This is a genomic window from Populibacterium corticicola, assembly GCF_042683685.1.
Lineage (GTDB): Bacteria > Actinomycetota > Actinomycetes > Actinomycetales > Cellulomonadaceae > Timonella > Timonella corticicola.
Genome location: NZ_JBHUOP010000005.1, coordinates 1 through 13,689, shown reverse-complemented (window position 1 = coordinate 13,689; position 13,689 = coordinate 1). Strand labels below are relative to the sequence as shown.

Sequence of the window (13,689 nt, the reverse complement as noted above, 5' to 3'; positions counted from 1 at the left end):
GCCTGGATGTTCCCACCCAGGCTCATAGTCACTACATCACTGATCGATCAGTTTGTGCGAACGATGTTCGCTACGTAGAACGGTTCGGCGTTCTTGTCAGCGGAGAATCCGGTGATGTTTGCCTTCGACACACGAATCTGCGGGGCTTGGAACAGCCATGCAGATGGTGCCTCTTGCGCGATGATGCCGGAGAGTTGGTGAATCAGCTCCGTCTGTTCGGCTTCTGATGCAGCCTCATCGGACTTGACCTTGAGGTCCTGAACTTCGGCGTTGTCGTACTGCCAGTAAAAGTCAGGGTTTGCGTACCACAGCACGTCGCGTGGGTTGTTGTGGTTCATGAGCGTGGTCTCGTAGTCCTTGTTGGTGTAGACCTGCTCGTACCATGCCGCGTCATCGAATGGGCTCAGTTCCAACGTCACACCAACGGCTGCGAGGTCAGATACGAGTTGCTGGACGATGAGTTCCTCAGCAGAACCAGCAACGTACTTGATCGAGAAGGACAGGTCTTTCACGCCAGCCTCATCCAAGAGTTCCTTGGCCTTTTCTGGGTTGTACGCGTGGATGTCTGCGTAGGATGCGTCATACCATGGCTCGCCTACCGGAGGCATCGAACCGATCACGACACCGTAGTCGCCCCACACTGCATTCTTGACGGCTTCGCGGTTGATCGCGGTGTACAGAGCCTGACGAACCTTCACGTCAGTGAATGGCTCAACCTGGTTGTTGAAGGTCCACAGCCACTTACGGATCGAGTTGCCCTCGGTCACAACAAAGTCGTCGTTGCCCTCGAACTGTGCGAGCTGGTCTGGGTTGTCCTGCTGCAACACGAGGTCAAGCTGGCCTGCGAGAAGAGCGTTGTTCATGGCGGTTTCATCAGCGAAGAACTGGAAGGTCACGCCAGGGTTCTTGGCTGGTTCGCCCCAGTAGTCCTCATTGCGTTCCAAGGTCAGGTGGTCGCCCTGGACCCACTCAACGAGCTTGTATGGGCCGGTTCCGTTCTCGGAGGTGTTGGCCTTGTCACCATCCTTGACGATCGTGACCGATGCGAGGAAGAAGGGCAGCGAGGCACTGCGGTGCGCAAGGTTCAAAACGACGGTTGCGTCATCTGGGGTTTCGATCTCCTCGATCACAAGGAGGTCGGACTTGCGTGCTGACTTCGAGTCCGGACCGATTGCCTCGGAGATCGACCAGTCGACGTCCTTCGAGGTGAGCGGCGTACCGTCGTGGAATTTCACGCCGTCCTGCAGGGTGAAGGTGTAGGTCAGGCCGTCTTCCGAGATTGCGATGTCCTTGGCGAGGGTGTTGATGACCTCACCGTTCTCGTCAACCGAGGTCAAGCCCTCGTAGACATTGCGGGTTGTGGTTTCGGAGATGCCAGATGACCCACCAACGTTGCGCTCAAGCGAGGTTGGCTCGTTGGTCGAGCCGATGACGATCTCTTCCGTGGTCTCGACTGCCACATCCGAGGTCGTGTCCGTCGCTGAGGGGGTCTGCTCGTTTGTGTTTCCCGAGCCGCATGCAGCAAGAACCAGCGAGGACGCTAGGACTGCGGCAACCAGAGTAAGCCTGGATTTCATTGCGGTGTTCCGTTCTGCAGGTGCCTTGGGGGTGCGAACGGCGGCAAGCCCAAGCACCTGCAGTTGTGGATTGCGCCGCGTGACTGATAAGTCGGAGAAGTCTTCTTGAGTTCCACGTTCTGTGGGGTCACGCCCGTGGATCTCTGTGAACACGCCAGGTGCTCAAGGTTTAGGCGGTGACTGGTTGGGAGGCTTCACCCGTTACTGCGGCCGAATGCGTTCAGGCTCGCGGGGTGTCCATCCCTATCCCAAGACAGGAATCAACAACAGCAACAACACACAATGCCGGCGACGCGTGGCATTGCGTGGAACTGGGATGCGTTGTTGTCATACATGATGGTTCAAGTATTACACGACTCAGAAATGGATTAACAGCCGTCCATGTGTTGGACACATCACGTCACGCGGTCAGATGCCTTGACGAAAACAACATAAATAAAGGGCTAACGTGTTCTATCGAACCCTTAGCCCTTCAGATGTGATGCTTTGCAAGCCGAATCATGCATGATGAGAAGCACTAGCCCCGCGACGAAGATTCCGGTTAGCCGGCGCCTTCTAGGCAATGCAAATACTTTTGAAACACGCCTTTCTTGGCTTCCTCCACTAGTGCATGCCCATCAACTTCTGGAACCGCCAACACCGCGAATCCACCTTCTTCGTGACAGGCAGCTAACACAACAAAATCTCTCGCATCATCGAGATCTCCACTATAGGTCGGCTCCTTGTTCAGGACCGCCGGGGAAAGATCGTACGTAAGAAAGGCTTCGTCTTCCGGACGTTCCTGTTGGGCCTGAAAAACAGACAACCCGATCAATTTTTCAGGCGCTGTTACTTTTTCATCACTACTTGTACATGCTCCGAGGAGAGTAAGCCCCGCAATGAAAAGAGCAATCAGTCTGCGCCTCACATGAAACTGTTCGTATCGATTTTGAATATGCAAGACGCTTTCCCTTCGTAGTTCCGCTGGGGTCAGCCCGCGCACGACGCCCTGAACAACCCAACTGGATTCTACTCTTGAAGGGTCGGAGACACCCTCCCACAAGGCGGAAAACTCGTTGAGTTAAGGTAGCTTTTACGTCGCAACATTCTTCCTACGCACGTATCGGCGAAACACAGCCACAAGCACTATCGCTACGGTAGCAACGCCGGACACGATGCTCAACGTCCGCACCGCCCACGTTTCGCGGCGCGCTCGAGACTGTTGAGCACCGAAGCCGGTGGGTGTATCGCGACGTCAGGTCCGGCTGGCACAAAGGGCGGGTGTGGTTCACTGTGAGCACGAAGGTGCCACTTTCCTAGGTTCCGTGGTCAGCTCAGATCGCGCTCTCGTAGGCGAAGTGGAGTCGAAAATCCTTCGGCTTGTGCGCATAAAGTGGGTTGTCACGCAGGGCGAACGCAGGTTTGTGGGCCGCGAGCGCTGGCTTGCGGTCGCACTCTTACGCGGTGTGTTTCCGTGGCTGCTGAGCAGCACGTTCGATCTAAAAGATAACCGCGGCCGTCGGGTTGCCCGCTTCGTTTTGGAGCGGGGCATGCGCCCCGGTATACACGCCTACATTGACGACGATTCCCTCGACCTGCGTCTCGCAGTCGCCTTGGCAGCGCAGATGGCTTACCTAGAGGACTAACCTCTTTTCTTTTTCTCACCTTCCGCTGGTGGTTTGTGCAGGTTAGATCCGAGGAACGCATCAGTGAAAGTGGTCGCGATGGACGGATTTACCGGATTCAAGACAGCCACTGCCGAGGAACTCCCCAGCGCGGTGGCGGTGATAACCCTTTTCACATCGTACTCTTGGCAGGGGACGCCTTGGACCGTTGCCACCGCCGGGTCCAGCAGCACATCCACAACTACCGAAGCCGCGCCGCTGATCCTCTCTACCGGACCCGATGTACCTTGATACACCGGAGCGGACCTCCTTACCGACCAGCAAGCAGAACGCCTCGAGGCCCTGTTCACCAGTGATAAGTATGTCGAGGTTGAACCGACGTGGAGTGTCTACCAGAAGATGATTAGGCTCTCGGAGTAAGCGAACCTGGCCGCCTAACACGCACATAGCGAAGCCCCACCTGGTGTTACCCATGGTGGGGCTTCGCTATGTGCGTGTTGCGCCTGGATGCTGTGACAGCCGCGCGACTTCACAGCGGAGTGATGGCTGAATCCTATGGTTCGTCTTTACTCGCCTTACCAGAGGATGACGAGAGGGAGGTGACTAGAGCGGCTGTAACGAGAACACCAACGAGGGCATGGGTTGAGGAACTCAAACCGGTCTCGCGTAGCCACGCAACGATAACTCCGTCACTGGTCGAAGCTATTGATCCGCGTGGAAAACTCGTTGTGGCTGCGGACCAACCCCAAATTACAGCAAGCAGAACGGCAGGAGAAATAAGAAGCACAAGTTTCTCTGCCTTTGTGTCAGTTTTGGTGAATGAGTAGTATAATCCGAGCGCGCTTAGAGCGATTAGGCATCCCAAAGCGACTTGCTGCAATACTGGGGTCGTAGCAGAAGCGACAGCAGCAATTGCATTACCCCAAGGCTCCAGTATCGCTCCATTTGCTACCGCTTCAGCCCGCGTCAGCAAATACCCTGAGAGTATTGCAAATACTACAGTCCCTGCTGAAACACTCCCGATTCTAGTCCAGAATGCCATTCTTATCGCAAGCTTCCCGTCAGCGGGCTAAGTTTCAACTCACCTAACTCCGTGCTCCGCTGGACTTCAATAGATCCACGCTGGTCTGCTGAATCAGTGCTGAGCACCAGAAGGGTCGTGTCACTCTGCTCGATGACCTCAATGTCCTCACCACTGTGACGAGAGTTTGCTGCAGTACCCGATTGTTCTAGTTCTGGGGCCTTAGCATCTGAAGGTAGGAGGTGTGAAACGACTCCTTCGCCTCCGCCCTCTTCTAACCTGAGCGTTAAGCCCCGCTGAAAGAAATCTTCACGCGGAGTGCACGCAATTCCGCCCACGTTCGCTGCACCGAGGTCATCAGTCATTTCCGTGATGACACAGATGTTAGATTCATTGTCGGAACCAACCCAGTGCTTTCCTAGGTCTGAATCTCCGACGTACCTTACCGAAGAAGATAGAATTTCTGTATCTTCTAGGTCGATCAGTTCTGGAACCGGTTGGTTTGTACTGCGAGACTCGGCCAGAAGCGGAACGAGCGCACTGGGCTGCGCGTCAGCAAGGGCCGATCGGCTGTCCGCGTGTGCAACGGCGATACCCATCGAGGCAAAAGCACTCAAGGCGATAACGGCCGTAATTGATCGCATCTTCATTTGTGATCTCCTTTTGTGGTTTTTTGCGGACGCAAAGTCATCGGCTCAACTGGCATGTTAGAGGCACATTGCCAATGTTGTATTGGAACGAGAAGTACCAATTGCACTGACTGTACGAAGCGCCACTGACTCGAGGATGATAAAGATAGACATAACCTGGCACGGGGCCTGACGCTTGACCATGAAGTTTGTACCCAGGGTGCGAGTTGAACGTTCTGATCTGAAGGAAGATCTCAGATATACCGATGCCTCGCGCTCCTACGCGCCCGCCATTGATGTTTGTGTAGGCGCTACTGGTGATGGTGGACCCGTGTGCTTTTGGAACATGATTGGCGTAAGTCGTGTAGGCTGCGGATGCTGGTTGCGCCACAGCGATAACGATCGCAGACGCCAAGACTGCACAAATGAGTGCCCACACGAGTTTCAGTGTGCCGCCGGTTGGACCGGCTAGATTTGATGGCACGCGATCGTCGATGCGCTTAATGCTCTCAAACATTTCCCCTCTTTTCGTTCGTTTTTGCATGACATAAATGACTTTATGAAATGTACCACAAATTCTCTACAGGAGAAGTCACCATTCTATAAGTTGCGTAACTACAATCATTCCTCTTAAGCGCGCGCGTTCTAATGGAATGCGCTAGAGGTTGTCAACCATTTGGTGAAGTTTGGAGCGATGTAATTTCCGGTATTTCCTGGCCCAGCCTGTTCAATACGCAAACGAGCCTGCCGCAGGTAGTGCAGCAGGCTCGTCGGCCATATAAACAGCGCTAGCGTCGTGTGCCGGCCTCCGCCGCAGCGCCCACATCGCCCTGCACGATAATGCGGATGAACTGGCGCGCCCAGTCGATGATCTCCTCGCCCCGCAGTGGCTTGCCGCCGATGCGGGAGGTCGTTGGATATGGCACGAGCACGGTGCGCACGGCGGTCTTGATCATCGAACCGGGGTAGATCCGCTTGAGCCGTAGGGTCGCGGACTCAGGCAACTCGACCGGGCCAAAGCGTACGTACTTGCCCTGAACGGTTACATCATGAACGCCCACCGAGCGCACGAAATTACGGAACGAAGCCACAAGGAACAGGTTGTTGACGGGCTCAGGCAACAAACCGTAGCGGTCGAGCAGTTCGGTGCGGATGAACTCGAGTTGTTCCTCGGTCGTTGCCTCCGCAATCTTCCGGTACGCCTCAAGCCGCAGTCGCTCTCCCCCGATGTACTCGTGCGGTATGTGAGCGTCGATTGGCAACTCGATGGATACCTCGGGAACCTCTTGGGTGTATTCGCCCTTGAACGCGCTCACGGCCTCGCCGACCATGCGCACGTACAGGTCGAACCCGACCCCTGCGATGTGACCGGACTGTTCGCCGCCGAGCAGGTTACCGGCACCACGGATCTCTAGGTCCTTCATCGCGACGGCCATACCGGCACCAAGGTCGGTGTTCGCCGCGATTGTGGCGAGACGGTCGTGCGCGGTGTCGGTCAGTGGCTTCTCGGGCGGGTACAGGAAGTAGGCGTAGGCGCGTTCGCGGCCACGGCCAACGCGGCCGCGCAACTGGTGCAACTGGGATAGTCCGAGACGGTCGGAGCGTTCCACGATCAGGGTGTTGGCGTTCGAGATGTCGAGGCCGGTCTCGATGATCGTGGTGGACACGAGCACGTCGAACTTCTTCTCCCAGAAGTCGAGGATGACCTGTTCCAGTTCGTGTTCGCTCATCTTTCCGTGGGCCACGCGCACGCGGGCCTCGGGAACGAGTTCCATCAGGTGCGAGGCGGTGCGGTTGATCGAGTCGACCTTGTTGTGGACATAGAACACCTGGCCTTCGCGGAGCAGTTCACGCCGAATCGCTGCGACGATCTGTTTGTCCTCGTAGGCACCCACGTAGGTCAGGACCGGGTGGCGTTCCTCTGGCGGTGTGGCCAGTGTAGACATCTCGCGGATACCGGTCACGGCCATCTCAAGGGTGCGCGGAATCGGGGTTGCGCTCATCGCGAGCACGTCCACGTTGGTCCGCAGTTGCTTGAGGGTTTCCTTGTGCTCGACCCCGAACCTCTGTTCCTCATCGATGATCACAAGCCCCAAGTCCTTGAAGTGCACCGATCCTGAGAGCAGGCGGTGGGTACCGATCACAACATCGACCTTGCCCTTGGACAGGTCGTCGAGAATAGCCTTTGCCTCTTTGTCGGACTGGAAGCGCGAGAGCGCCTTCACGGTCACGGGGAATCCGGCGTAGCGCTCGGAGAAGGTGTCGTAGTGCTGCTGCACGAGCAGGGTTGTGGGCACGAGAACCGCAACCTGCTTGCCATCCTGCACGGCCTTGAACGCGGCGCGCACCGCGATCTCGGTTTTACCGTACCCGACGTCACCACAGATGAGGCGGTCCATGGGGAGTTCCTTCTCCATGTCGGCTTTGACCTCGTCGATCGTGGCCAACTGGTCTGGGGTTTCGATGTACGCGAAGGCATCTTCGAGTTCACGCTGCCAGGGGGTGTCTGGCGCGAACGCGTGTCCCTGCGTCGCCTGACGCGCCGAGTACAGGCGGATCAGTTCGCCCGCAATCTCCCGGATCGCCTTGCGGGCGCGGGACTTGGTTTTCTGCCAGTCCGAGCCGCCCATCTTGTTGACGGTTGGTGCCTCGCCGCCCGTGTACTTTGTGATCTGGTCGAGTTGGTCCATCGGCACGAACAGGCGGTCGGCGGGCTGCCCCTTGCGGGATGCCGCGTATTCGATCACCATGTACTCACGTATGGCCGCATTCGCACCGCCAAGCGCGCGCTGCGTCAACTCAATGAATCGGCCCACACCGTGCTGTTCGTGCACCACGAAGTCGCCGGTGCGCAGTTGCAGCGGGTCCACGACATTGCGTCGTTTGGATGGCATCTTGCGCATGTCGCGCGTTGAGGTTCCGACGCGCCCAGTGAGATCCGCCTCGGAGAACAGCGCGAACTGCAGGTCAGTGGCCACGAATCCCGTCCCTGCCGGGAACGGGATCACATGGACGACACCAGCCTCAATATCACCGGTCAGGTCTGTGTCGAGGCGTGCTGGAACATCGAGTTTTCCAAAATTATCGACGAGTCGCTTAGCTGGTCCCGGCCCCTCGGCCGCCATGACCAGACGCCAACCTGCACGTTGCAGTGATTTGACGTCTTCGAGCGCCCGGTCGAGATCTCCGCGGTAGGTTTCCACGTCGCGGGCATTGATCTTCAGTACCCGTGCGGGCTCGATTCCGTCCTGTTGCAGGGACTCGAACAGTTGCTTCTCTAGGTCGGCTTCGCGGGCCTCTTCCTCGCTCATGCCCTCAGGGAATGGCGTCGCACCGAGGCCGAACGAGGCAAAACCCCACCAGCCAAGCGAACGCTGGGAGGCGATGTATTCAGCCTGCTCAAGCGTCAGGAACGATGCTGCGGACAGATCGATTGGGGTTTTTCCGCCAGCCGCAGCCCCAGTCCACGCTGCAGCGAGGAACTCCTCGGTCGTTGCCACCAGATCGTGCGCCCGGCGCCGAATACGTTCGGGATCACAGAGCACAATGAGCGATTCGGGGTCGAGTAGGTCGGCGACGGGAACCATCTTCTGCACGAGTGCCGGGGCAAGGGATTCCATGCCCTCAACCGCAACACCGTGCGCAAGTTTCTCAAGCATCTCGGCGGCGCCGCCACTTGAGGTCTGCGCGAGTTCAGCGGCCCGTTCCCGCACCTGCTCAGTCAGCAGCAACTCGCGACAGGGCGGAGCCCACAGACCCTGTTCGGCGATCTCAAGCGAGCGCTGGTCGGCCACCGCGAAACTACGGATCTCCTCAACCTCATCGCCCCAGAACTCCACGCGCAACGGATGTGCCTCGGTCGGAGGAAAGACATCGAGGATGCCACCGCGCACCGCGAACTCGCCGCGGCGCTCCACCATGTCCACCCGAGCGTAGGCCGCATTGGCTAGCGCTTCCGCCACCTCGGAAAGGTCTGCTGAATCTCCCGCTCGAAGGCGTACGGGTTCGAGGTCGCCCAAACCAGCCACAACCGGCTGCAACAGCGCACGCACCGGCATCACAAGTGCCCGGATCCGTCCGGTCATCCCCTCGTCAGTTGGGTGAGCGAGCCTGCGGAACACGGCCAAGCGGCGTGCCACGGTGTCCGCGCGTGGCGACAGACGCTCGTGCGGCAGCGTCTCCCACGCAGGCAGGGACGCAACGGACTCGTATGGCAGATAACAGCGCAGAGCGTTCGTCAGCTCGTCAGCCTCACGACCTGTTGCCGTGACAATCACCACAGGACGCGAGGGCTCGTCGGAAATCTGCGGAATCGGCCCCGAACTCGCCCGTGCCCCCGCCATTGCGGCCAGCAGAGGCGCACGCACACCGGGGCTCACCACGACGTTTAGTGCTCCACGCGCCGGGACGGAATGAATGACCTCCCGCGCGGCGTTGTCCTCTAAGAGTGCTGGGATAATTCCCGAGAGGTTCATTGCGACCTTTTCTTATGTCTTGAGTTACTCAGATAGTGCTGCGGGCCAACCGGACATTTGTTTCAGTGAGTGAACAAACAGGCGCCCAACCTATGGACAGTACTACGATAGTTGAATCGGTTTTTTGCCCTAGTTGAAGTTGGAAGTGCTCCGATGCCACAGTTACGATCCCGCACAGTTACCCATGGTAGGAACATGGCCGGTGCACGAGCGCTACTACGCGCAGCCGGCGTCGACGGTAATGACTTTGGCAAGCCAATTATCGCAGTTGCCAACTCATTCACCGAGTTCGTTCCAGGCCACACTCACCTCCAGCCGGTCGGACGCATCGTCTCCGACGCGATCAAGGCCGCTGGCGGCATCCCCCGCGAGTTCAACACCATCGCCGTGGACGACGGAATCGCCATGGGACACGGCGGCATGCTGTACTCACTGCCATCCCGCGATCTGATCGCTGACTCGGTCGAATACATGGTTGAGGCCCACTGCGCGGACGCAATCGTGTGTATCTCGAACTGTGACAAGATCACCCCGGGCATGCTCAACGCCTCACTGCGTCTGAACATTCCAGTGATCTTCGTCTCCGGTGGTCCCATGGAGGCTGGAAAGGTCGTCGTTGCGGACGGTGTTGCCAAGACCCACCTCAACCTCGTGAACGCGATCAACTACTCCGCTGACGACAACGTGTCGGATGAGGCGCTGGCCAAGGTCGAAGAGGCTGCCTGCCCAACCTGTGGTTCGTGCTCCGGCATGTTCACCGCAAACTCGATGAACTGCCTGACCGAAGCTCTCGGGCTTTCCCTCCCGGGCAACGGTTCGACCTTGGCAACCCACGAGAAGCGCCGCGCCCTGTTCGAGGAAGCGGGCCGCACCATCGTGCGCCTGGCGGAGCGCTACTACTTCGAGGACGACGACTCGATCCTTCCCCGCAACATCGCAAACAAGGCAGCGTTCAACAACGCAATGGCCCTCGACGTTGCAATGGGCGGTTCCACCAACACCGTGCTGCACATCCTTGCAGCCGCACAGGAAGCGGAACTCGACTTCACCCTCGAGGACATCGAGGACATCTCACGCCGCGTACCGTGCATCTCCAAGGTGGCTCCAAACCACCCGAACTACCACATGGAGGATGTCCACCGTGCAGGTGGAATCCCCGCACTGCTTGGTGAGTTGAACCGTGGCGGCCTACTCGAAACCAATGTGACCTCCGTGCACACACCCACCCTGCAGGAATGGCTCGACGACTGGGACATCCGTGGAGGCAAGGCAACCCCGGTCGCAACCGAGTTGTTCTACGCCGCACCCGGTGGCGTGCGCACCACCCTCGCATTCTCCACGAATAACCGCTGGGAATCGCTCGACACCGACTCCGAAGGTGGCTGCATCCGCTCCGTTGAACACGCCTACACCGCCGAGGGCGGTCTAGCCGTACTGCGCGGAAATATCGCCGAGGACGGCGCTATCTTCAAGACCGCCGGCGTTGACCCAGACGTCTTCCACTTCAAGGGCCGCGCGCTCGTGTGCGAGTCTCAGGAAGAGGCCGTGGAGAAGATCCTGTCCAAGCAGGTTCTTCCAGGTCACGTCGTGGTTGTCCGCTACGAGGGACCAGCCGGTGGTCCAGGTATGCAGGAAATGCTCTACCCCACCTCGTTCATCAAGGGACGCGGCCTCGGCAAGGTCTGTGCACTCATCACCGACGGTCGCTTCTCCGGTGGTTCCTCCGGTATCTCCATCGGTCACGTCTCACCCGAGGCGGCAGCCGGTGGTGTGATCGGTCTGATCGAGAACGATGACGAGATCGAGATCGACGTGAACTCACGCTCCATCACGCTGCTCGTTCCAGACGAGGTCATCGCTGAGCGTCGCGCCAAGATGGAGGCCTCCGAGCGCCCATGGCAGCCAAAGAACCGTGAGCGTAAGGTCTCCGCGGCACTGCGCGCTTATGCCGCAATGGCACTTTCCGCCGACAAGGGCGCAGTACGAGACGTTAGTAAATTATACCGGTAATTTATCGGTAATTTACTTGAGAAAGAGAGGCGACATTGTTGCCTCTCTTTTTTATTTCACTAATGAAGCATGTTATTTTTATATGTAAAATACATTAAAATGTGGGTGAATTGGGATTAATTGCCTTGTTTATATTTGCAGACCAGTATCGGTTAAACGCTTGTCGACATAATTTCTTCACCCATCCTTAAACCCCTTTAGGCCTTTGGTCCTAATAAGATTCCCAGCAGGAATGCAACGCCGCATTCCATTCGCTTTCACGACAAGTTCGTACGAGATCGCACTCGAAGGGAATCTCATGAAGACACATGCCCCACCCCCACCCCGCCCTCGATTGAAAACTTGGGCCAAGAAAATCACAGGACTGATCGCAGTCGTATCTACAGCCAGCGCACTATCACTGGCTGCTGCACCCGCAACAGCGCGAGTTGCAGACACAAGTCAGACACATGAAGCTTCAGGCGATTTCATTGAACTGGCACTCCTCGGTGGCAACCTAGAGAACATCGCTAATCTCAGTTCTGCGTATCGCAGCCGTCCACTAGACTCGACGCCCGATACTCAGCGACAGCCTTTAGGTGCTGAGGCGTTCGAGGCACTCTCACTAAGCATCGGTCAAATCAACTTGTTCGGTGATCAAGGCATCTTGGCAGTTGGTGCAGTAAACCAGTTTGCCCAAACAACCCCTACAGCCGCTCGAGGTGCGTCCGGAGCGGTCTCCAACTCCGGTGCCATTGCTGTCGGCGATGAGGCGTCAGAGTTTCCCAGTAACGCCACTTTCGACCTTTCAGAGGTTTTCGGATTATATGCTCCTGCAGTCGCCGAAACTCTCGGAAACATCGAACTCGAATTCGGTGCGATTTCTGCGTCAGCTGAAGCCACAGCCGATAGGCTGGTGAACTCCACAGACTACAACATCGCAGACGCAAAACTGAACTTTCAGATCCCCGGCATCGCAGCCGCTGGTACAAGCCTTGCCGAGAGTGCAGGGGACATTGTTGACGGAACCGTTTCAGCGGTCAGTGATGCATTTGAAAGCGCTCTTTCCGCTATTGATCTGCTAAACCCTGTCCTAGCCATCTTAGGGACAGAACTCGATATTAATGTCGAGGTCAGAAGCGAGATCCGCGACACTATCAATGAAATCTTGTCGACAAGTTACGGAACAGATGATGTTTCGGTCAACATAGCTGATGGTACTGTCTCAGTTGATGTGAACTCACTTCTACAACTCAACGATCGCTCGTACAACGCAGACCTCATAGACGACGAAACTGCGACCTTAATTGCGGAAGCGGTTTCAGACGCCTTAGACATAGTTTCTAGACAACTCACTGACTCCGTCCAACTTGCCCTCAACGCAGTGGAACTCGAGATTTCAGTAACTGCTAGACAAGAGAATTTTGGGGTTGGCGCTGGTCTAGAAGTTTCCGTAGCGGGCACACTTGAGGAGATTATTTCAGGTGAAGAAGACACGGCAACGATCAGAGCATACACAATTCTTGCGTACCAAGAAGTCGGTATAACGGTTCCTGCGAATGAACTGCTGACTCCGCTGGGTGAGGCCTTAGAAACCTTATTCTTTGGCGATGACTCGATCAGCGACACTCTTGTCGGTAACATTACGGACCAACTCATTGTTCCTGTCGTTGCGTTAACAGATCCTGTTCTCGAGGTTTTCTCAGAGTTGATCGGAATCCGTGTGAACAGTCTTTACGGCGTACAGAACGAAACCGGTAAGTTAGCCACGCCGAATCCCTACACTTCGGTGGGGCAAAACCATGCCGCTCTTGAGGTTAGTTTGTTCCGATCAGTTCCAAGCCAATTTGCGCGAGTTTCCCTAGGAAATACGTTCATTAGGTTGCCAGATTTGGTTGATCCCGCACTCACAATCGAACCAGAGTCCGTTGAACACGGTGAAGATGTTGAAGTTTCTGGTATCGGGTTCACGCCAGGATCGACTGTCACGTTGACTATTCCTGGTGCGGACGGAGATCTGATCATTGGCACTGCGACCGTGGACGATGTAGGTAATTTCACGGCCACGGTCTCCACGGAAAATTTTCCAGTTGGCGCAATCACAGTCACCGCGATTGACGAATCCGACCGTACTGACTCACATATCCTCACAATCACAGAACCTGACACCGGCAACGAGACAGGTGACCAAGACGGAACCCCGTCAGGTGACCAAGACGGAACCCCATCGGGTGACCAAGACGGAACCCCATCGGGTGACCAAGACGGAACCCCGTCAGGTGACCAAGACGGAACCCCATCGGGTGACCAAGACGGAACCCCATCGGGTGACCAAGACGGAACCCCGTCAGGTGACCAAGACGGAACCCCATCGGGTGACCAAGACGGAACCCC

7 protein-coding genes and 1 pseudogene are annotated in these 13,689 nt (G+C 57.0%); 4 read left to right on the top strand and 4 right to left on the bottom strand.

Going from position 1 to position 13,689, the window contains the following annotated elements; all coding sequences use genetic code 11:
• Positions 1–47: 47 nt before the first annotated feature.
• Both ACFSYH_RS11925 and ACFSYH_RS11920 read right to left on the bottom strand, forming a co-directional pair.
• A complete protein-coding gene (locus tag ACFSYH_RS11925) occupies positions 48–1,730 on the bottom strand; it encodes an ABC transporter substrate-binding protein (protein ID WP_377467207.1) in 1,683 nt (560 codons plus the stop codon).
• A 388-nt stretch (positions 1,731–2,118) separates the two neighbouring features.
• Positions 2,119–2,517, bottom strand: coding sequence for a hypothetical protein (locus ACFSYH_RS11920; RefSeq protein WP_377467206.1), 399 nt, complete (start codon positions 2,515–2,517; stop codon positions 2,119–2,121).
• Between the two features lie 421 nt (positions 2,518–2,938).
• Between ACFSYH_RS11920 and ACFSYH_RS11915 the strand changes: the two genes are divergently transcribed.
• A complete protein-coding gene (locus ACFSYH_RS11915; RefSeq protein WP_377467205.1) occupies positions 2,939–3,202 on the top strand; it encodes a hypothetical protein in 264 nt (87 codons plus the stop codon).
• Positions 3,203–3,265: 63 nt separating this feature from the next.
• Positions 3,266–3,586, top strand: a pseudogene (locus ACFSYH_RS11910) (ISL3 family transposase); the annotation flags it as partial.
• 639 nt (positions 3,587–4,225) lie between these two features.
• Here ACFSYH_RS11910 and ACFSYH_RS11905 read toward each other — a convergent pair.
• The gene (locus ACFSYH_RS11905; protein WP_377467204.1) at positions 4,226–4,852 is read right to left on the bottom strand and encodes a hypothetical protein; all 627 of its coding nucleotides are present in this window, start codon (positions 4,850–4,852) and stop codon (positions 4,226–4,228) included.
• A 767-nt stretch (positions 4,853–5,619) separates the two neighbouring features.
• Complete coding sequence (mfd, locus tag ACFSYH_RS11900) at positions 5,620–9,306, bottom strand: transcription-repair coupling factor (RefSeq protein ID WP_377467203.1); 3,687 nt, start codon at positions 9,304–9,306, stop codon at positions 5,620–5,622.
• 153 nt (positions 9,307–9,459) lie between these two features.
• On the opposite strand from mfd, the gene ilvD reads away from it, so the two are divergent.
• Both ilvD and ACFSYH_RS11890 read left to right on the top strand, forming a co-directional pair.
• Entirely contained in the window at positions 9,460–11,316 is a 1,857-nt protein-coding gene (ilvD, locus tag ACFSYH_RS11895; RefSeq protein WP_377467202.1) for a dihydroxy-acid dehydratase, read from the top strand.
• A 232-nt stretch (positions 11,317–11,548) separates the two neighbouring features.
• Positions 11,549–13,689 (top strand): choice-of-anchor G family protein (locus ACFSYH_RS11890; RefSeq protein ID WP_377467201.1); only part of this gene is annotated, 2,141 nt, incomplete at its 3' end.